This is a genomic window from Acinetobacter sp. FDAARGOS_515 (assembly GCF_003938865.1).
GTDB lineage: Bacteria > Pseudomonadota > Gammaproteobacteria > Pseudomonadales > Moraxellaceae > Acinetobacter > Acinetobacter ursingii.
In genome coordinates, this window is sequence record NZ_RKIX01000003.1 from 3,186,695 (window position 1) to 3,206,173 (window position 19,479).

The following is a 19,479-nucleotide window of genomic DNA, read 5'->3' on the forward strand; positions in this document are numbered from 1 at the left end:
AGCCATTATGAGTAAAACACAGTCACTTTCCATTACTTACCGATTTACAGTGTTCTATCGCTTTGTAATTGCTTTTATTATCGGTTTTGTATGCACTGCTTTTTTTAGTATGGCTTTGGCTTATATTTTTAATATGATGATGCCAAAAGCTGAATCTGTTTATTTAGCTGCTTTTTGCGCTATTTTATTTTATGCCATTTTTGTCATCATCGCATTTTGCGTTCAATCTTTATTAAAACTGACCATTTATAGTGTTGTGGTGAGTGGCATCTGTATTTTTCTGACATTAGGATTAGGCTAAATCATGCATAAGAGTATTCGACAGTCGATGGCATGGTTACACTCTTGGACAGGATTACTATTAGGGTGGTTACTATTTGCTATTTTTGTAATGGGGACAGCCTCCTATTATCGTCATGAAATTAATTTATGGATGCAACCTAAGCTTGCTCAATATGATGTCAACCAAGAAACTGCGATTAAAACAGCCTATCAATATTTGCAAGAACATGCCGTCGGGGCTAAAACTTGGTATATCGGTGTTGCATCTGAACAGTCTCCTGTCACGAATATTTATTGGCAAAAAGCAGATGGTGGCTATGAAAGTAAAACACTCGATGCCACTACAGGCAAAGAGCTCAGTCTTTCTGCCACGCAAGGTGGCGATTTCTTTTATACCTTTCATTATCAACTTTTTGGTTTTCCCGTCATTATTGGTCGGATCATCGTCTGTATAGCAGCATTTATTATGTTGATTGCGCTGATTTCAGGGATCATTACCCATAAAAAAATCATTACCGATTTCTTTACGCTCAGGACTTTTAAGTCGCAGCGTTCATGGCTAGATTTTCATAATGTTTCATCCGTCATTGCTCTACCATTTTTCTTGATGATTACCTTTACTGGTTTAGCAATTTTCTTTTATATCTATTTACCATTTGGAATGAAAAAACTTTATCCAGAGAACTCTTTTCAATTCTTTAAAGAAATTCGCACCAATGTCATAGAAAATAAACAACCCCCAACAGACATGCAAAATTTACCTCTCGAAGTTCTGCTTGCCAAAGCACAAACTCAATGGGGAAATAAAGAAATCGATTCCATTACGGCGGATAAACCCAATACTAATCAAGCCCAAATTACGATTAGTCAAACTGAAGATCATTCCATTACAGGCAATAAACCACAAATTACCTTTGACGCAACGACAGGAAAACAATTGGCTGCCACACGAAATGATAGTTCGATTGCTACATTAAGTTTTGGGGTATATGGTTTACACATGGCGACTTTTGCCCAACCATTATTACGCCTTGCCTTCTTCTTTTCAGGTATTTTAGGCTGCTTTATGATTGCTTCTGGGTTGTTACTCTGGAGCCTGAAACGTCAAATTCAAAATAAAACACATGCATTTCATTTTGGACATTACTTGGTCGATCGGCTAAATGTTGCTACTTTTGTAGGTTTACCAATTTCTATGCTGGCTTATCTCTATAGTAATCGTTTTATCGAATTACAGCCTGCAATGCCTAACTATGAAATCTATACCTTTTTTATTGTCTGGCTGGCTAGTTTTATCTTGGCAATCTTTACAAAAAAACACTGGCTATGGCGTTCACAACTCAGCATTTTTATCCTTTTGGCTATCGCCCTGCCTTTTTTCAATGTGATTTATTTAATCCAAAACCATCTGATTACAGACTTAAGAAGTTACTGGCTATTTTTAAGAGTCGATATTGTCTTTGTTCTATTTGCTGGTTTGGGATTATTTATTGTGCGAAATATTCATCCGATACAAACCAAATCCCGAGAAAAGCTTGAAAAGAAGTTAGCGCTTGCTAATCCTGAGGTAAATGCCTCATGAGTATTGTATTAGGTGTCTTTTTGATCGTGTTCGGCATGTATATTTTATATGTGCTGAGCAGTAAACAGATTGAAAAAACCAAAAAATCTAAATTACATTTTATGACCCAGCATATCAATATCCTTCGTCTCTTCGCATGCCTTTTATTTTTGATTGCAGGAAGTTTGTTTATTGCGGCTTATGGCACTTCTATTGGCTTTGTCAGTTGGTGGCTGTTTGCTACTCCTTTAGTTTTTGCACTTATATTGTATCTCAATGACTTAAAACCCAAAGCCGATAAGCGCAACCAGTCATCCAGAGTACATAAAATTTAATTTGCCAATCTTAACTTGCTGATTTGTGAAACGCTAAACATGTCTTTAGCGTTTTTTTGCATAAGCAAAGCATTATTATTCACAATCCTTTATCTTAAAAAGTCATAAGATATGCAGGTTTTTTATATTTGGCTGATTTATTCATGTTTGGTCCTCTTGAGTTTATATTAGCAGGCGTACTGGTTGGTTTCTGTGTGGGTATCACTGGCGTAGGTGGCGGTTCGTTAATGACCCCTATCTTAATCAGTCTTTTTAGAATTGAACCTCATATCGCAATTGGTACAGACTTACTCTATGCCGCAATTTCCAAATTTTGCGGTTCTCTGGTACATGCCAAAAAACTCAATATTGTCTGGCCGATTGTCATCTGGCTGGCAGTAGGTAGTATTCCTGCTTCTTTTGCTACCGCATGGGTGCTCGAACATTATTTAAGTCAGTCCTCGCACTATAAAATGGTTTTAACTATGGTGTTGGGCTTCATGCTCACCCTGACTGGTATTTCAATTATTTTTCGCGCCACGATTGAAAAGTTTTTTATGGGTTTGCGTAAGAAAAAAGAACTTCCAGAACAAATCGCACATGACACTATTTCTGAAACTAAACGCATTTATATTATAATCATGGGCATTATTTTGGGTGTGTTTGTCACGTTATCATCGGTCGGTGCTGGTGCTTTTGGTATCATGGCACTGATTATTATGTTTCCTAATCTGCCGATGATTCGAATTATTGGTTCAGATGTGGTACATGCCGTACTGTTAACTTTGGTGGCTGGTTTGAGTCATATGAGTGCGGGTAATGTCGATTTTCACTTACTCATGTGGTTATTAGTAGGTTCAATTCCTGCGATCATAATCGGAACTTTAATTAGCTCACGTTTACCTGAAAAAATTATCCGTAAGGTCTTGGGGGTTACGCTATTTGCACTGGGTGTGAACTTTATTGTTCATCCTGTTAAAGCCAAACCTGTTGAAAAGCCTGCCATCACTCAACCTGTTTCTGCCGAAAAAACCACCACAAAATAAGCTATCTAACGGATTAATCGTTTTTTTTAAATGATTAATCCGTTGTAAATATAGTCAGATACCGCTTATTTCATGGTATATTCGTTAAACAGATAACCCTAAGCAATGATCGAATCAGTGACAGCAATGAATACTCTACAGTCTAATCCAGTCTCTCAGCCAGATATCGACGACGTTAATATTAAAAGCATCCACCCTCTTGTAACACCAGCAGAATTAAAGTCTGAACTGCCATTGACTGAAGATGCGTATCAAACCGTTCTCAAAGGCCGCGAAACCATCCGTAATATTTTAGATGGTACCGACAACCGTGTTTTTGTTGTGATTGGCCCTTGTTCTATTCATGACCCAAAAGCTGCACATGAATATGCTGATCGTTTAAAAGCTTTGAGTGAAAAAGTAAAAGATACACTTTACATCGTGATGCGTGTTTATTTTGAAAAACCACGTACCACAGTAGGATGGAAAGGACTAATTAACGATCCAGATATGAATGACTCTTTTAATATTGAGAAAGGTCTACGTATTGGTCGTCAATTATTACTTGAGTTAAACCAAAAAGGTTTGCCATGCGCAACCGAAGCACTTGATCCTAACTCACCACAGTATTATCAAGATCTTATTTCCTGGTCTGCAATTGGCGCACGTACTACCGAAAGCCAGACGCATCGTGAAATGTCATCGGGCTTATCTTCTCCAGTCGGTTTTAAAAATGGGACAGACGGTGGTTTAACAGTTGCGACCAATGCAATGCAATCGGTTAAGCATGGTCATAGCTTTCTTGGTCTCAATGAAAATGGACAGGTTTCTGTGATTCGTACCAGTGGCAATCCATATGCGCATGTGGTGTTGCGCGGTGGAAATGGTAAACCAAATTATGATGCGGGTTCTGTAGCGGAAGCTGAAACGGCTTTGGCTAAAGCCAAAGTTAGTAACAAAATTATGATTGATGCCAGTCATGCCAACTCAAATAAAGACCCTTACCTGCAACCATTGGTATTACGTAATGTGGTTGAACAAATCAATGACGGAAACAAGTCCATTGTGGGTGTGATGGTAGAGAGCCATTTAAAAGGTGGTCGCCAAGATATTCCTGAAAACTTATGTGATCTTGAATACGGTAAATCTGTAACCGATGGCTGTATTGATTGGGATACTACGGAACAAGTTTTACTCGAAATGCATGAGAAACTTAAAGAGTTGCTTCCAAAACGCTAATTTGAGCAACCATTGAATAAAAAACCCTTAATTATTAAGGGTTTTTTTATATTCATCTGATTCAAGAATGTTTACTGATCAATGATCATATTTTCTGATCAACAATCCAGTAGATTTTATAGGGAATTTAAAGCTAATATGATGATGCGGTTAACATTCAGTTTTGGCTGAAACGAACACCTTATTATATTCTAACGATATATCAGTATTTCTATGACCACTTTAGAACAATCTTTATCCCAAATTCCGAACTTTTCTCCAGTCCATGAACATCTACTGAGTTCAGGACAACCGACAGCCGAGCAGTTACATCATATTAAAGAATATGGCTGTAGCACGGTCATCAATCTTGCATTGAATGATGCCGAACCACACCTTGATCAGGAAGACCGAATCTGTCTGGAACTAGGATTAAACTATATTCATTTACCTATTTTATGGGAAATGCCAGCAGCAGATCAGTGCCTATTGGTTCTGGATTTAATCGACCATTTGGTTACAAACGAGATCGTCTGGATACATTGCGCAAAAAATTATCGTGTCAGTTGCTTAATGGCACTGTACCGCCAATATTTCATGGGAATGGATATCGGCTCTGCACAAGAGCTATTGCATCAAATTTGGGAACCGAATGAAACGTGGACGGGACTGATGCATAGTGTTGCCCTACAACTTCAAGGTCGTATGGCAACTCAAGATTTACAACAATCTTTGATCGATCCAAATCAATTTACTTGATGGGTGATTAAAACGGTGGCCGTTGAGAGGATTCCCTCTTGGCGGCCTGTAAAGCCAAGCTTTTCTGTCGTGGTTGCTTTGATGCTGATTTGAGTAATATCTAGCTCCAACACATCTGCAATACTCTGACGCATTTCCAGATTATACTTTGCAAGTTTTGGACGCTCACACGCTACGGTAATATCTGCATTATTTAAAACATAGCCACGATCTAAAATGAGCTGATAGACATGTTTTAACAAGACACGACTATCTGCACCTTTAAAATCTGGATCAGTATCGGGAAAATGCTGGCCAATATCGCCAAGTGCTAAAGCCCCTAATAATGCATCCGATAAAGCATGTAATACCACATCACCATCGGAATGTGCCTTTAAACCATGGGTATGTGGAATTTTCACGCCTGCTAAAGTCACATGGTCTCCATCTTCAAAAGCATGCACATCCAGACCCTGACCGATGCGAATTGGTAATATCATTTATTTTCCTTTATAAAACAAATCACACAACTTGTATTCTGGCTTTTGGTTTCGCTATAGTACGTCTAGCCACTGAAATGGAAGTATAAGCGATCATGACGTCTCGTACAGATAGATTTCCTTTAAAAAACGTAGTTTGTGCACTCACGATCAGTTTTTGCTTTTCCTCAGCCTATGCAACAGATCAATTTGATTGTGACAATCATAAAGCGTCATTTGTGAGCAAGAAAATCTGCGCTGAAAATTTTCATGAGACACGACATGAGCTCAATAATAAATTTCTAATCGCTTATCTAGTTTCAGATGCGCCTATTAAACTGTTGTACGACACGCATTCACTTTGGTTCAATCGTTTACAACAATGTAAATCTCAACACTGTATTGATCAACAATTTGCACTACGCGATGATGATCTCAACTTTTATACCTCTTTAAATCAAAGTTTAACCCAGCATTTTTTAAAGTTTGAACATGGCAAAATTGCCCAACCAGCAATTCATTTACAAGTTCATCAACTAGGCAAAGACAAAATTAAAATTGAAGGCATGGCGTATCGCAATCCCAATAACAGTAATGATAGCCAGACAATTTCTTTTTTGGCGTATACGACACCAGATAAAAAAGAGCAAATTTTTGATAATGAGCATGATTGTAAATACAATTTTAATTTTCAGAAAAGTATTTTAGTGGTAAAAACTGACCAGAAAGGTTGCGAACGGTTCAGCGGTATCTATCGTCTTTATGATTAAAAATGAGGGTTGATCTCCCCTCATTTTATTTTTAAGCTTTAATTTTATAGCGTCAGGCAGATAATTTCATCGCGATTTCCTGACTAATAATAGCCGCTGTTGCTGCTGAAAGTGTCCAACCCAAATGCCCATGTCCTGTATTATAAAATACTCGTGGATGCTTTCCTTGTTTAATGACAGGCATCATATTCGGCATCATCGGGCGTAAACCTGCCCAAGGAACAGCATGTTCTGTAGATATGTCAAAGTTGGCATTGACCCAATTAATCAAGGGCTGAATACGATCTGCACGAATATCACGGTTATAACCATTAAATTCTGCCGTTCCTGCGACACGGAAACGATCCTCACCTAAGCGTGAAGTCACAATTTTGGCACTTTCATCAAGCAGACTAACCCAAGGCGCATTTTGAATACTTTTTTGATCATTTAAATGTATCGTAATGGAATAGCCTTTCACAGGATAAACATTCACTCGATCACCCAGCATATCTGCCAGTTGATAACTCCCCACGCCTCCACAAATCAAAATTGCATCAGCTTCTAGGCGAATAGGTTGATCTTTAGGTTCAAGCATGTTTTCTGTGCTTGGCTGGCAAGACACAATCACTTTTTGATCCGAAAGTTGCACTTGCTGTACATCTAGCCCAAAGCGATATTTCACGCCGTATTTTTTGGTTTTTTCAGCCAATCCTACAGTAAATTTATGGATATCACCTGTCGCATCGTCTGGCGTGTAATAACCGCCATAGTAATCACCTGAGAGTGTAGGCTCAATTTGCTTAATTTCCTCTGGACTCACCGCATGTCGTGCCAATGTTCCCTTACAAAGCATATCATTGACATTTTTGGCAATGTTGTAATCTGCTTCGCTATGGTAAATATGTAAAATTCCACGCTTTTCCAGATTGAAATCGACTTGTTCCTTTTCAGCAATTTCAAACAGACGTTTACGAGCCAGCAAAGCTAGTCTTACCGTTTCGAGTGTATTGGTTTCATAGTGTTTAATACTGGTTAAAAATTCAAATAACCAGCTATATTTATGAACATCAAAAGACGGATTGAGCAATAATGGTGCATCTTTTTTTGACATCCATTTCATACCCTTCAGCACGGTAGATTTTTGATTCCAAACTTCAGCATTACATGCGGATAATTGACCACCATTGGCAAAAGACGTTTCCATGGCAGGAAATAAATGCCGATCGATCACGGTGACATCATAGCCCAATAAAGCCAACTCATAAGCAGACGTGACACCCGTGATTCCAGAACCAACCACAATTACATGAGACATATACAACTCCTTGAAATGAAACTCATCTCAAAAAATGCCCCATCTGTCTATGTACCTGAGAGCTTCGGTTTTCAATAATTCCTATTAATTATTTTAACCATCCCCTTCGGTGAGTATTTTTAAATACTTCTCTCCAGATTGATGTCGATTATTACAGTCCTTTTGCCTGAGAGTTTCCGGGGTCGTTGCTCCTTCGGCGTGTTCACAGGAACATCTCTCCTGCAATAATTCATATTGTTATAAAAGCAATGTACATGCCAGTTTTTAAAAGTCCAACTTTATTTTGTAGCTCGAATAAAAAAACCTCATCAGCCTAAAACTAATGAGGTTTCTGGGAATCAAATAGGTTGAAAAAGCTTAATCGTCGACCGGATAGGTAATCTTGATCGTCTTGATTCTATTTTCATCCATTTCCAATACTTCAAAACGAATGCCTTCATGATCAATCGTGGTACCAATCTGAATCGGTGAAGCTGCTTTATCCATGATTAAGCCCGAAACGCTGATATATTCACCATCTTCTGGCATGAGTTCGATCATCCCCAGTTCAAGTTCAAGCTGATACAAATCCAAAAGCCCAGTTGCTTGCCATGTACGATCATCGATTTTCACCAATTCTGGCTGTTCATCGGCATCTGGAAATTCACCCGCGATTGCTTCAAATACATCTAGTGGCGAGATCAGGCCTTGTACTGTACCAAACTCATCACTCACTAAAACCAGTGATCCTTTGGAAGCACGTAAGGTATTAATCGCATCAATCACTTTCATACGTTCAAAGATAAAGATTGGACGCTGTCGCTTTAATAAAACTTTGACATGATCTGGATGATCCAGCGCATCAATTAAATCCTTAGCACGAGCAACCGTAATCACTTTATCCAAACTGCCGCGACATACGGGAAACAAACTATGCGGAACAGACAAAATCTGCTGACGGATAAGTTCAGGATCATCATCAATATTGACCCAAGAGATCTGAGAACGAGGAGTCATGATCGATGCCACAGTTCGTTCGGCAAGGGTCAGTACACCGCCAATCATATATCGTTCATCATTTACAAATAATGTTTGCGATTCCGAGTTTTCATCCACAGCCGCAATTCGATCTTTTTCACCCATCATTTTGAAAATGGCATTGGCAGTTCGATGACGTAATGGAATCTTGGACTGATTTTTTTCGACATTGCGCTGTGAAAACTGATTAAAGGCTTCGATCAGAATGGCAACGCCAATACCTGAGTAGATGTAACCTTTTGGAATATGGAAACCCATTCCCTCAGCGATCAAGCTGACACCAATTAAAAGCAAGAAACTCAGACATAAAATGACAACGGTTGGATGTCGATTTACAAAGGCTGTTAAAGGTTTAGATGCGATGAGCATCACAATCACCGCAACAGTCACAGCAGTCATCATGACATAAATATTATCCACCATCCCAATGGCAGTAATAACTGAGTCTAGCGAGAATACAGCATCGAGTACAATAATCTGTGCAACCACTGCCCAGAAACTTGCATAGGCAACTGAAGAATTCGTTTTGATTTCAGGTTTGCCCTCCATCTTTTCATGAAGTTCAGTCACCGCTTTATAAACAAGAAATAAACCACCCAATAGCAGAATTAAATCTCGACCAGAGAATGTCATTCCCGCAACGTCAATCAAAGGTTTTGTGAGTGTAACCAACCATGAAATAACAGAAAGAAGCGCCAAACGCATAATAAGCGCCAACGATAAACCAATAACACGTGCTTTATCACGCTGTTCAGGAGGAAGTTTATCGGCCAAAATAGCGATAAAAACCAGATTATCAATTCCTAGAACAATTTCTAATGCAATCAGGGTCAGCAACCCTACCCAAATACCAGGATCTAATAAAAATTCCATCATTAGATCACCTCAAATACTTGAGAACAAATCAATACAAACAACCTACACGGCGATGGATCCATTCACGGATACCCTTTTCAATTAAGATGGTTTTATTATGCATAACTTTTTCTACTTGTAATTATTTTTTTGTATATTGAGTAAATTTTTTAAGCTTAAATTAAGTTTTATAAAAATATCTCACAAACTTTAATCAAAAAAGTTAATTTATCGAATAATTTTAACAATTGCCGCACACAATCAAATAAAAAAGTGAAACACTCAAATTTATCCAAAATATTGATACTTTACAACTGGATAATGACTGCTATAAATTATCATATTGTGCTTTTGAGCACTGCATTTCCACCGGAATAAATATACAAATTCAAAAAATATTGCCAAACACATCACAAAATATTATGATTATTCTGCTAACACAACGACTTTAGAACAATACGGTATAGCAACAATAATTACACATTCACCAACTTGGGAATTATGAAATGAGTAAAAAATACACGAGGTTTTTACCAACCGCAGAGTCTTATGACTTTAACGAATTTCCATATTACTGGATTACACAAGTCCATGCACGTTATGTCCTAAACATTGATAATGTCCTAAAAAAATACGGTTTGGATAATTCTCGTCGGCGTATTTTATTAGCATTGAATTCAAAACCCAAAGCCAGTGTTTCAGATTTATCTGAGATGATCATTTCAAAAATGTCTACGACCACGAAAATCGTTTACCGCCTAAAAGATGAAGGGCTAGTCAATACCTTTTGTTGCCCTGAAGATGCGCGAATTACTCGCGTTGAACTCACTGAAAAAGGCAAGGAAATGATTTATAAAATTAACGATATTACCAGTGTCGTGCTAGAACAGTCTTTTGATGGCTTGACTCCTCTTCAACTGGAAAAAACCATTGAAAACTTAAAACAGATTTATAAAAATCTGTCACATTAATCAAAAAAGTTTAATTGTGGTGATATTTTCGTAGCAGTTTGACGTGGCACATGCATACATTCAAACTCATCAACAGGAAAACCCTCTATAAAACTTTGTATGTCAGGTGTTTTTAAATCAAGCCATTCATGCAAACGTTCATGAGGAATGACGATTACCGATCGTTTGACATCTCCTGGTTCATGAAATTCTTTCATCATCGGGTGATCTATGGCGTCCATTGTAATCATGGCAGCCGAACGAATAATATCACCATCTAATCGACAAATTTCATAAATTGCTGCAATAAAGAAAGCTTCACCATCTTTACGACGCACACACCAACGTTGTGGTTTCCCATCAATGTATTTAGCTTCATAGAACTCAGTGACAGGGATAACACCAAAGTTACACTTAGCCGCGGCTTCAAAGAAGCTTGAACGCTGTAATAAGGTTTCACTACGCGCATTGTAGGTTTTTTTTGCAGAAGATAAATCAGTCGCCCATTTAGGTACTAAACCAAACATCACATCTCGCCATTCCAAACCCAATTCAGATTTAAATAATAACGGTGTCGTATAAGCAGGATAAACTTCATCCAAATATTCAAAAGGAATTGGAGGTAAATTCAATGCTTGAAGTTGACTATAAGTTAAAGGCTTAAAATTTGCGCACATTTTAATAAATCTTGATTACCCTCTATTTAAATGATGCTGATTTTCTATTTTTCAATAAAAAAGTCCCCGAAGGGACTTTTTTATCAACAAGTGATTAAATTAATCACCTGTATAACCTTTCAATTTTAAACGAGCTGCATGTAGTAAAGGCTCTGTATAACCTGAAGGTTGCTCAGCACCTTTGAAAATCAAGTCAGAAGCTGCTTTAAAGGCAATATCATTAACAAATTTAGGCGCCATTGGCGTGTATTCTGGATCATTAGCATTTTGACCATCCACCACTTTCGCCATACGCTCTAGAACTTCTTCAACTTGCTCTTTGGTCACAATACCGTGACGTAACCAGTTCGCAACGTGTTGTGAAGAAATACGTAATGTCGCGCGGTCTTCCATCAAGCCCACATCATTGATGTCTGGAACTTTAGAACAACCAACACCTAAATCAACCCAACGAACCACATAACCTAAGATACCTTGACAGTTGTTTTCAAGTTCTTTGGTAATTTCATCAGCTGTCCAGTTGGTATTTTCAGCCAACGGTGGAGTAAGCAAATCATCAAGTGGTAAAGCTTGAGTATTGAGTAACTCTTTTTGGCGTTCAGATACATTACATTGATGATAATGAATCGCATGAATCACCGCGCCAGATGGAGACGGAACCCAAGCACAGCTTGCGCCTGCTTCTGGATGCTCAATTTTGGTTTTATACATGTCTAACAGCATATCTGGTTTTGGCCACATACCTTTACCAATTTGCGCTTTTCCACGTAAACCTGTTTGCAACCCAATCATAACATTACGGTTCTCGTAAGCAGGGAACCATTTTTGTCCTTTGATTTCGCCTTTACGAACAAATGCACCCGCTTCCATAAAGGTATGGATTTCGTCACCTGTACGATCCATAAAACCAGTATTAATGAAGATGGTACGATCTTTCGCCTGAGCAATACAGTTTTTCAAGTTTACAGAAGTACGGCGCTCTTCATCCATAATACCGACTTTAAGTGATTTAGCAGGCAAGCCTAATGCTTGTTCTACGCGCTCAAACAATTCAACCGTAAATGCAACTTCTTCTGGACCATGCATTTTTGGCTTAACGATATACATAGAACTTTTACGCGAGTTCTTCAATGTATTGTTGCCACGAATATCTGGAATCGTAAGCAAAGGCGTTACTAAAGCATCCATGATGCCTTCATAGATTTCTTTGCCATCGACTAAAATCGCTGGATTCGTCATCAAATGCCCAACATTACGAAGAAGCATCAATGAACGACCATGCAACGTCGTTGTACCGCCAATCAGATTCTTAATAACACGATCTTCGCTGAGTTTACGTGTAACGGTTTTACCGTTTTTCTCGATAGACTCTGTTAGATCACCTTTCATCAGACCTAACCAGTTACGGTAACCTTCAACTTTTTCTTCTGCATCTACAGCTGCAACTGAATCTTCCAAATCCTGAATAGTGGTAACTGCAGCTTCAAGAACTAAATCTTTGACCCCAGCAGCATCTGTTTTACCAATTGGGCTGTTGGCATCGATTTCAATAATGACATGCAAACCATTGTTGAGTAAGACCACTTCGGTCGGTGCTGCTTCTTCGCCGTTATAACCAACAAATGCTGATTCTTGCTTAAGCTTGGTTTGTGAGCCATCTTTTAAGGTCACTACGAGTGCTTTATTTTCAATCGCATAGTGAGTTGCATCGGCATGTGAGCCTTGTGCTAAAGCGAATGTTTGATCAAGGAAATTTTTAGCAAAAGCAATTACCTTTTCGCCACGCACTGGGTTATAGCCCTTGCCTTTTTCAGCACCATCCGTTTCTGGAATCACATCGAAACCATAAAGTGCATCGTATAAAGAACCCCAGCGTGCATTAGCAGCATTAAGGCTATAACGTGCATTACGTACAGGTACGACCAATTGTGCGCCTGCAAGTAAAGCAATTTCTTCATCTACATTTTCAGTGGTGATCTGGAAATCTTCTACTTCTGGTAATAAGTAGCCAATTTCTGTAAGGAAAGCTTTGTAAGCTTCTAATTCAAATTTGTTATTACGGTGCCACTCGTCAATTTTAGCCTGTAACTCATCACGCTTTGCCAAAAGCGCCGTGTTTTTTGGACTAAGATCAACAACGACTTGCTCAAAGTTCTTCCAGTAAGTTTCACTGTCCAAACCTGAAACTGGTAGAGCTTCATTTTCGATAAAGTCGTAAAGTTCTTTAGCAATCGCTAACTTGCCTTTTTGAATACGTGCCGTCATTGTCTTTCCTGATGTTGCTACTTTTTATAACAAGAGTTTCAAGTATACCGATTTATACTTTGCTGAATAGTAATATCACGCTGCTAAATAACAAGCATTTCAAAAACAAACCATCTTGTTGGTTCTTATTTAGCGAGGTAAAACTTTCATTTCAGCAATTCGCATACCCAATTACAGTGTATAAAATTTTTAAAATGCCGAAATTAGACTTAAGTTCAGATCAGTCTAATCGACTCCTTTTTCATAATGAACCATAGTTATAACAAAAAAATATGGCATTGAAAGCATTGGCTCAAAGAAATTTGTACATTCTTTTATAACGATTTAGATGCAAAGAAAAAGGCGTTCAATTTGAACGCCTTGAGTATCCATTATTTTAAAGCTTAGCTGTTTTCAGCGGCTTGATGAATCTGTCTGTGTTCAGAATGCAAATACTCATCAGATTGCATTTCTAGCAAGCGAGAACGAGTACGTTCAATTTCAAAAGCCAATTTCTCACCTTGATATAAATCAATGATGGAATCCTGAGAAGTCAGAAGCAATTTGACGCCACGATCATAAAACTCATCTACCAGATAAATAAAACGACGCACACCTTCAGATAAACTATCGGTTAAATGCGGTACATTACTCACCAAAACCGTATTATATAAGTTTGCAATTTCAATAAAATCTGCTGGACTGCGCGGTTTGAAGCAAAGCTCCGAAAACTCACACCAAAGTACATCTTCCGTATGACCTAACGTTTCTACAACACGGTGATTAATGGTGATCGGTTCATCCGAATAACCCTGTGTTTGGGTAATAGCTTTAAAACGCTGTGCCATCCAGATTTTAGCATCATCAGAAAGAGGATACTTAAACAGTTGTGCTTGCTTAAGTACACGTAAACGATAATCGACACCTGCATCTACATTTAAAACCACACAATTCTTTTTCACCTGTTCAATTGCAGGTAAGAAACGATCTCGATGAATGCCGTTTTTGTATAAGCCATCTGGGGCAATATTTGAAGTTGCAATGAGGGTAATACCACGTGCAAACAATTTTTGGAACAAATCGCTTAAAATCATGGCATCCGTGACATTGGATACAAAAAATTCATCAAAGCAAATCACCACAGCATCTTTATAGATTTGATCCGCGACCAAATCTAATGGATTACGCTGACCAGACAAACGATTTAGCTCACGATGTACATGCTGCATAAAATGATGAAAATGCATGCGTGTCTTACGGCGAAATGGAACAGAATCATAAAATTGATCCATCAACCATGTTTTACCACGCCCTACACCCCCCCACATATATACGCCTCGTGGCGCAGTTTGGCGACGGAAACGGCGGAATGCTTTTTTTGAAGCTTTATAACGACTAATGAGATCCTGCCAAACTCGTTCTAATTCATGTACAGCCTGTGCCTGAGCTTCATCAGGCATAAATTGTCCTGAAGATAATGCTTGTGCATAACGCTCTGCAGGAGATAAAGGAGTAAACGCTGTACCATGAGGAGAATGAATGTTTGCCATGTCTTTTATTTGCTTTCAGTATTTGTAGAAAAAGTATATCGAAGATTCGATGCGTGAAAATAGAACTTTGGACTATAGCTTTGATGCTATTTTCCATACTGTCTTGGACTTTGTCCAAACCAGCGTTTAAATGCATGATTAAATGCAGCGGGTTCCGAATAACCCAGTAATTCTGCAATGACTTCGATTGAATATTCCTTATATTCCATAAGCTTTAATGCCTTAGTTTTAATTAACTGCTCACGAATTTGCTTATAACTCGTATTCAGTTGTTGCAATTGATGCCGCAGAGTTCGCTCAGGAATCTGAAGAGCAATCGCCGTTTCCGCCATTGTGGGAATTACACCCTGTTGTAATTCGAGATAGTTATGCACACGCTGCACCAGATCGGATTGCTGTGTTGCTTCATCATCTAAACGTTTGATCTCATCCAGACATTTAGCTTCATAGACGCGATGGGTTATGATATCCGCAGATGGGATTTTTACATCTAATACCGCTTGATTCAAACTAAAAACCGCATGATCTGCATTAAAATGCAAATTATTGCCATAATAATGCTGATACTGCGCTAGCATATTTAAATTTTGCGGCTGCGGGAATGGCAAATCCACTCGAATTTCAGGTGCCTCCAATCCCATCATTTTATAAATATCTAAAATAAATTTGTAAGTACCCGATATTTCACACTGGGCTCTTAAGCGCCCCATTTCTGTATTTAAATCGATGGGTACGTAAACTAATGACGCATATCCATCTCGTTCACTCAGACTGAGTTGTCCAAACAAATGCGTGAGACTTTGATATTCAATACCTTTATAAATGGCATGACGAATGCTATCGGCAGTGACCAATAACATTAGTAAAGGTCCATAACCTGCCAGCGCGTAATGTTGTCCAATATATAAGCCTTGTTCAGAAGGAACATCCTGACTGATAATATGCTGGATATCCCATTCCAAACTATCATGAATAATAGAATGTGGATTGAGGGCATCTATCCGAATCCCAATATTTGCCAGACGCGAATCGACATCAATACCAGAATTACGCATTCCTTGTATTAAATACATGAGTCCGAGTATTGATCGCTTCATTCACAGTTCTATTTTTCGATTACTGTAGTGTTGTACTATAAAGCAGCAATAAAATTAATTGCCGAATCTATCAATTTTGATGTCGATCTAATCATGTTTCTGGCTCTGATAATTCATTAAACTGATTATAAATAGATCATTATTTCATTATCGGATCAATATCATGCAAGATTCCTCAATCAATGCAATTCAAAAAACAAAAGTTGCGATTATCGGTGCGGGTTTTGGGGGACTTGCAATGGCAATTCGTCTTCTACAAAACAATATTCATGATTTTGTAATTTTAGAAAAAGCCAAAGATGTCGGTGGAACTTGGCGAGAAAATCAATATCCCGGTGCGGCTTGCGATGTCCAATCACACATGTATTCACTTTCGTTTGCACCCAAAACCAACTGGTCTAAACGTTATGCCGAAGCGGGCGAAATTTTTTCATATATTCAGGATATTACGGAGCAATTTCAACTTAGGGAATATTGTCAATTTGAGTATGAAGTTACCCGTGCAGAATATGATGAAGGGCGTTGTATCTGGACCATCTCATTTAAAGAGCATGACCCATTGGAAGCACAATTTGTGATTTTTGCTTCAGGCCCTTTACATGTTCCACAAATCCCACATATTAAAGGCATTGAAAACTTTCAAGGCAAAGTATTTCACTCATCAGAATGGGATCACCATTACGACCTAACAGGTAAAAATGTTGCTTCTATCGGAACAGGCGGCAGCGCAATTCAATACATTCCTGAAATAGCCAAACAAGTTAAACAACTATATGTATTTCAACGTACAGCAGCGTGGGTGATTCCCAGAGACGAGCGTCAATATTCACATTTAAGCAAATTATTATTTAAAAAATCAAATATTTATCGGCAAGTGCATCGTGCGAGATTATACTGGAGTAATGAATCGAGAGTTATACCTATTGTCCAACCACAAATTATGAAATATGGACAAAAACTTGCAGAAGCTTTTATTCGATTTCAGGTAAAAGATAAAGCACTTGCGAGGAAACTGACCCCAGATTTTGTAATGGGTTGTAAACGTATTTTGATTTCAAATAAATATTTTCCAACTTTCAATCGTAAAAATGTCGAGTTAATAACCGACGGAATTCAAGAAATTACAGAAAATGCCATTGTGACCAAAGATGGTAAGCAAAGACAGATCGACTGCCTAATTTATGGAACAGGTTTTATTACAGATCCACGTATCTATCTGAAACATTTTGAATGTTTCGGGAAAAATCACCAAGAACTCAAACAAGCTTGGAAAAATGGACCAGAAAGTTATTATGGAATAGCGACAGCAGGTTTCCCGAATTTATTTCAGCTTCTCGGTCCAAATACAGTGCTTGGACATAATTCCGTTATTTTTATGATCGAATCTCAAGTGAACTATATTCTTCAACTGATCGAGATGGTGGATAAAACTCAAACACTTGCGGTTGAGGTGAAAGCCGATGTTCAAACTCAATTTAACCTTAAAATTCAAAAGCAATTAAAAGATACCGTCTGGCAGTCTGGCGGATGTGTCAGTTGGTATCAGGCTGCGGATGGTAAAAACTTTGCTTTATGGCCAACCTATACATGGAAATATTGGTTAGAAACCCGAACTGCGAATGCCTCTGACTATGTCTTTCTTGGACAAAATAGAACAAATGATAAAAAACAGGTTGCTGCATAATTTTTTATCATCATAATAAGTAGGTTAAATATAACCTACTTATTTTATGCAATCCCTTATTTTAATTGTGCAAATTTTTATCGCAATTGGCTTAGGCTATTTTATTGCACCTCATTTAAAGCAAAAACTTCGCCAGTTTATATTTAAAACGCTCCCCTACTTTTCTTACTTACTGTTAATCAGTGTTGCTTTTGAATTTGCTCAAGCTTTAACTCATTTAGAGCATCCTGAGCGGATTTTACCGACTGCTCTTTTAATTGCAGCATCGACTTCCATTGCTTCATTTTTTGTGTGTTTGATTGCTTATAAATTATTAGATAAAGACAGTGTACAGGGAACAATTTCTTTGCATTTGTTTTTGAATGCATTGACAAACATCAGTTATGCCTTTATTGCACTTGGTTTTGGAGCCACTTTAGGCTTTGTAGTTCATCATTTTCAGATCAATGTGCTGTTCAATAGTTGGTATTTGCTTTTAGTTTTTATAGGTTTTATCGGTGTTGAACTTGCTTACACCCATTTTGACCGTACTTGGCTCAGCTGGAAAATACTGGTTGTACCTTTGGCTGCGATATTTGGTTCACTGATTGCTGCTTTCTTCTGTTTTATGCTTTTAACTGGCTATAGCTTAAATGAAGTGATCGCTTTATCTCAGGGTTATGGTTGGTATTCGATGTCAGGAATCTTATTTACTAAATTGCACTCAACCGAATTAGGCGGCATTGCTTTACTTACTGATTTATTTAGAGAAATTTTTGCAATTCTATTGATGTATTGCTTAGGTTGGCGCTTTCCTCGCTCTGCAATTTCAAGCGCTGGCGCAACATCAATGGATGTCACGTTAGCAATGGTCAAACAGTCATGCGGCACACATTATGTACCACATGCCATGATGAGCGGGATCATATTAAGTTTACTTGCACCCTTACTCATTAGTTTCTTTTTAATGCTTTAGTTGAGTGACGCCCAAATACTTTTGAGCATCTCATTTGGATTTTCAGCTTTGGTAATCGGACGACCAATCACCAAATGCGTTGCGCCATCCAGCATCGCTTGCTTTGGTGTCACAATCCGTTTCTGATCATCGGCACTTGAACCTTCTGGGCGAATCCCAGGCGTCACCAAAGAAAATTCTGAACCAATTTGCTCTCGTAACATCTTAGCTTCTTGCGCAGAACATACTACGCCATCCAAACCACTGTCTTTGGTCAATTGAGCTAAACGTTTGACTTGTTCAAATGGCTCGATATCTAAACCAATATCACGTAAATCTTCTCTTCCCATTGAAGTGAGAACCGTAACAGCGATCAATTGAGTATGATAGTTCCCTGCTTTTAAACGCTCAACGCAAGTTTCCATCATTTTACGCCCGCCTGAAGCGTGAACATTGACCATCCATACGCCTAAATTAGCCGCGGCACAAACTGCCTGTGCCGTCGTATTCGGAATATCATGAAATTTAAGATCAAGAAACAACTCAAAGCCACGATCCTGTAAAATTCTGACCGTTTGTGGACCATCATGAGTAAATAGCTCTTTACCCACTTTCACCCGACAAAGTGATGGATCGAGCTGATCAGCAATGCTCAAAGCGTCATATTGGCTCTTTGCGTCCAAAGCAACAATAATACTCACAAATTTATTTCCACAGCTTTAAATTCGGCTAATTATAGATGGATTCACGCATTCAACAAAGCAGGAATATGGCTTTTATGAAAAAA

The 19,479-nt window shown here is 38.3% G+C and carries 18 protein-coding genes and 1 riboswitch; of the genes, 10 read left to right on the forward strand and 8 right to left on the reverse strand.

Going from position 1 to position 19,479, the window contains the following annotated elements; all coding sequences use genetic code 11:
• Nucleotides 1–7 precede the first annotated feature (7 nt).
• The 6 genes from EGS47_RS16845 to EGS47_RS16870 all read left to right on the forward strand — a co-directional run bounded on the left by EGS47_RS16845 (nucleotide 8) and on the right by EGS47_RS16870 (nucleotide 5,159).
• Nucleotides 8–301 carry a hypothetical protein gene (locus EGS47_RS16845; RefSeq protein ID WP_119686802.1) on the forward strand — a complete coding sequence of 98 codons (294 nt, stop codon included), beginning with the start codon at nucleotides 8–10 and terminating at the stop codon, nucleotides 299–301.
• 3 nt (nucleotides 302–304) lie between these two features.
• Complete coding sequence (locus EGS47_RS16850; protein WP_005004017.1) at nucleotides 305–1,864, forward strand: PepSY-associated TM helix domain-containing protein; 1,560 nt, start codon at nucleotides 305–307, stop codon at nucleotides 1,862–1,864.
• Nucleotides 1,861–2,178, forward strand: a complete 318-nt coding sequence (locus EGS47_RS16855; RefSeq protein WP_004989378.1) for a hypothetical protein — start codon at nucleotides 1,861–1,863, stop codon at nucleotides 2,176–2,178. Before EGS47_RS16850 ends, EGS47_RS16855 begins: the two co-directional genes overlap by 4 nt.
• 143 nt (nucleotides 2,179–2,321) lie before the next feature.
• Nucleotides 2,322–3,203 (forward strand): sulfite exporter TauE/SafE family protein, encoded by an 882-nt coding sequence (locus EGS47_RS16860; RefSeq protein WP_005004015.1) that lies wholly within the window; start codon nucleotides 2,322–2,324, stop codon nucleotides 3,201–3,203.
• Nucleotides 3,204–3,329: 126 nt separating this feature from the next.
• A complete protein-coding gene (locus tag EGS47_RS16865; RefSeq protein WP_034697849.1) occupies nucleotides 3,330–4,421 on the forward strand; it encodes a 3-deoxy-7-phosphoheptulonate synthase in 1,092 nt (363 codons plus the stop codon).
• A 213-nt stretch (nucleotides 4,422–4,634) separates the two neighbouring features.
• On the forward strand, nucleotides 4,635–5,159 hold the full coding sequence (locus tag EGS47_RS16870; protein ID WP_005004011.1) for a protein tyrosine phosphatase family protein: 525 nt from the start codon (nucleotides 4,635–4,637) through the stop codon (nucleotides 5,157–5,159).
• Here the strand turns inward: EGS47_RS16870 and ispF are convergent.
• A complete protein-coding gene (gene ispF, locus EGS47_RS16875; RefSeq protein WP_004989384.1) occupies nucleotides 5,147–5,638 on the reverse strand; it encodes a 2-C-methyl-D-erythritol 2,4-cyclodiphosphate synthase in 492 nt (163 codons plus the stop codon). The two genes, EGS47_RS16870 and ispF, sit on opposite strands and share 13 nt — an antisense overlap.
• Before the next feature lie 95 nt (nucleotides 5,639–5,733).
• Between ispF and EGS47_RS16880 the strand changes: the two genes are divergently transcribed.
• Complete coding sequence (locus tag EGS47_RS16880) at nucleotides 5,734–6,387, forward strand: hypothetical protein (protein WP_005004009.1); 654 nt, start codon at nucleotides 5,734–5,736, stop codon at nucleotides 6,385–6,387.
• Between the two features lie 52 nt (nucleotides 6,388–6,439).
• Here EGS47_RS16880 and EGS47_RS16885 read toward each other — a convergent pair whose 3' ends face one another.
• Both EGS47_RS16885 and EGS47_RS16890 read right to left on the reverse strand, forming a co-directional pair.
• The gene (locus tag EGS47_RS16885; protein WP_125269836.1) at nucleotides 6,440–7,684 is read right to left on the reverse strand and encodes a D-amino acid dehydrogenase; all 1,245 of its coding nucleotides are present in this window, start codon (nucleotides 7,682–7,684) and stop codon (nucleotides 6,440–6,442) included.
• A gap of 144 nt (nucleotides 7,685–7,828) precedes the next feature.
• Nucleotides 7,829–7,916, reverse strand: a riboswitch (glycine riboswitch).
• Between the two features lie 125 nt (nucleotides 7,917–8,041).
• A complete protein-coding gene (locus tag EGS47_RS16890; protein WP_119686807.1) occupies nucleotides 8,042–9,574 on the reverse strand; it encodes a TerC family protein in 1,533 nt (510 codons plus the stop codon).
• 488 nt (nucleotides 9,575–10,062) lie between these two features.
• Between EGS47_RS16890 and EGS47_RS16895 the strand changes: the two genes are divergently transcribed.
• Nucleotides 10,063–10,527, forward strand: a complete 465-nt coding sequence (locus EGS47_RS16895; RefSeq protein ID WP_004997357.1) for a MarR family winged helix-turn-helix transcriptional regulator — start codon at nucleotides 10,063–10,065, stop codon at nucleotides 10,525–10,527.
• Here the strand turns inward: EGS47_RS16895 and EGS47_RS16900 are convergent.
• From EGS47_RS16900 to EGS47_RS16915, 4 genes are all read right to left on the reverse strand, one after another.
• On the reverse strand, nucleotides 10,524–11,183 hold the full coding sequence (locus EGS47_RS16900; RefSeq protein WP_004989402.1) for an SOS response-associated peptidase: 660 nt from the start codon (nucleotides 11,181–11,183) through the stop codon (nucleotides 10,524–10,526). The genes EGS47_RS16895 and EGS47_RS16900 overlap by 4 nt on opposite strands.
• Nucleotides 11,184–11,282: 99 nt before the next feature.
• Nucleotides 11,283–13,448 (reverse strand): malate synthase G, encoded by a 2,166-nt coding sequence (locus EGS47_RS16905; protein WP_005004002.1) that lies wholly within the window; start codon nucleotides 13,446–13,448, stop codon nucleotides 11,283–11,285.
• Nucleotides 13,449–13,831: 383 nt separating this feature from the next.
• Nucleotides 13,832–14,977, reverse strand: coding sequence for a cell division protein ZapE (gene zapE, locus EGS47_RS16910; RefSeq protein WP_004989408.1), 1,146 nt, complete (start codon nucleotides 14,975–14,977; stop codon nucleotides 13,832–13,834).
• Between the two features lie 86 nt (nucleotides 14,978–15,063).
• Complete coding sequence (locus EGS47_RS16915; RefSeq protein ID WP_034697761.1) at nucleotides 15,064–16,074, reverse strand: helix-turn-helix transcriptional regulator; 1,011 nt, start codon at nucleotides 16,072–16,074, stop codon at nucleotides 15,064–15,066.
• Between the two features lie 163 nt (nucleotides 16,075–16,237).
• On the opposite strand from EGS47_RS16915, the gene EGS47_RS16920 reads away from it, so the two are divergent.
• Together EGS47_RS16920 and EGS47_RS16925 are read left to right on the forward strand one after the other, a co-directional pair.
• Nucleotides 16,238–17,758: a flavin-containing monooxygenase gene (locus tag EGS47_RS16920; RefSeq protein ID WP_005004000.1), complete on the forward strand. Its 1,521-nt coding sequence runs from the start codon at nucleotides 16,238–16,240 to the stop codon at nucleotides 17,756–17,758.
• Nucleotides 17,759–17,804: 46 nt separating this feature from the next.
• On the forward strand, nucleotides 17,805–18,713 hold the full coding sequence (locus tag EGS47_RS16925; RefSeq protein WP_005003998.1) for a lysine exporter LysO family protein: 909 nt from the start codon (nucleotides 17,805–17,807) through the stop codon (nucleotides 18,711–18,713).
• Here the strand turns inward: EGS47_RS16925 and pyrF are convergent.
• On the reverse strand, nucleotides 18,710–19,393 hold the full coding sequence (pyrF, locus tag EGS47_RS16930) for an orotidine-5'-phosphate decarboxylase (protein ID WP_004997195.1): 684 nt from the start codon (nucleotides 19,391–19,393) through the stop codon (nucleotides 18,710–18,712). The genes EGS47_RS16925 and pyrF overlap by 4 nt on opposite strands.
• Between the last annotated feature and the right edge of the window lie 86 nt (nucleotides 19,394–19,479).

What these genes read in the sequence shown, in the direction of transcription:
- EGS47_RS16845 (WP_119686802.1), top strand. Translation starts at nt 8, where the DNA reads ATGAGTAAAACACAGTCACTTTCCATTACTTACCGATTTACAGTGTTC.
- EGS47_RS16850 (WP_005004017.1), top strand. Translation starts at nt 305, where the DNA reads ATGCATAAGAGTATTCGACAGTCGATGGCATGGTTACACTCTTGGACA.
- EGS47_RS16855 (WP_004989378.1), top strand. Translation starts at nt 1,861, where the DNA reads ATGAGTATTGTATTAGGTGTCTTTTTGATCGTGTTCGGCATGTATATT.
- EGS47_RS16860 (WP_005004015.1), top strand. Translation starts at nt 2,322, where the DNA reads ATGTTTGGTCCTCTTGAGTTTATATTAGCAGGCGTACTGGTTGGTTTC.
- EGS47_RS16865 (WP_034697849.1), top strand. Translation starts at nt 3,330, where the DNA reads ATGAATACTCTACAGTCTAATCCAGTCTCTCAGCCAGATATCGACGAC.
- EGS47_RS16870 (WP_005004011.1), top strand. Translation starts at nt 4,635, where the DNA reads ATGACCACTTTAGAACAATCTTTATCCCAAATTCCGAACTTTTCTCCA.
- ispF (WP_004989384.1), bottom strand. Translation starts at nt 5,638, where the DNA reads ATGATATTACCAATTCGCATCGGTCAGGGTCTGGATGTGCATGCTTTT.
- EGS47_RS16880 (WP_005004009.1), top strand. Translation starts at nt 5,734, where the DNA reads ATGACGTCTCGTACAGATAGATTTCCTTTAAAAAACGTAGTTTGTGCA.
- EGS47_RS16885 (WP_125269836.1), bottom strand. Translation starts at nt 7,684, where the DNA reads ATGTCTCATGTAATTGTGGTTGGTTCTGGAATCACGGGTGTCACGTCT.
- EGS47_RS16890 (WP_119686807.1), bottom strand. Translation starts at nt 9,574, where the DNA reads ATGGAATTTTTATTAGATCCTGGTATTTGGGTAGGGTTGCTGACCCTG.
- EGS47_RS16895 (WP_004997357.1), top strand. Translation starts at nt 10,063, where the DNA reads ATGAGTAAAAAATACACGAGGTTTTTACCAACCGCAGAGTCTTATGAC.
- EGS47_RS16900 (WP_004989402.1), bottom strand. Translation starts at nt 11,183, where the DNA reads ATGTGCGCAAATTTTAAGCCTTTAACTTATAGTCAACTTCAAGCATTG.
- EGS47_RS16905 (WP_005004002.1), bottom strand. Translation starts at nt 13,448, where the DNA reads ATGACGGCACGTATTCAAAAAGGCAAGTTAGCGATTGCTAAAGAACTT.
- zapE (WP_004989408.1), bottom strand. Translation starts at nt 14,977, where the DNA reads ATGGCAAACATTCATTCTCCTCATGGTACAGCGTTTACTCCTTTATCT.
- EGS47_RS16915 (WP_034697761.1), bottom strand. Translation starts at nt 16,074, where the DNA reads ATGAAGCGATCAATACTCGGACTCATGTATTTAATACAAGGAATGCGT.
- EGS47_RS16920 (WP_005004000.1), top strand. Translation starts at nt 16,238, where the DNA reads ATGCAAGATTCCTCAATCAATGCAATTCAAAAAACAAAAGTTGCGATT.
- EGS47_RS16925 (WP_005003998.1), top strand. Translation starts at nt 17,805, where the DNA reads ATGCAATCCCTTATTTTAATTGTGCAAATTTTTATCGCAATTGGCTTA.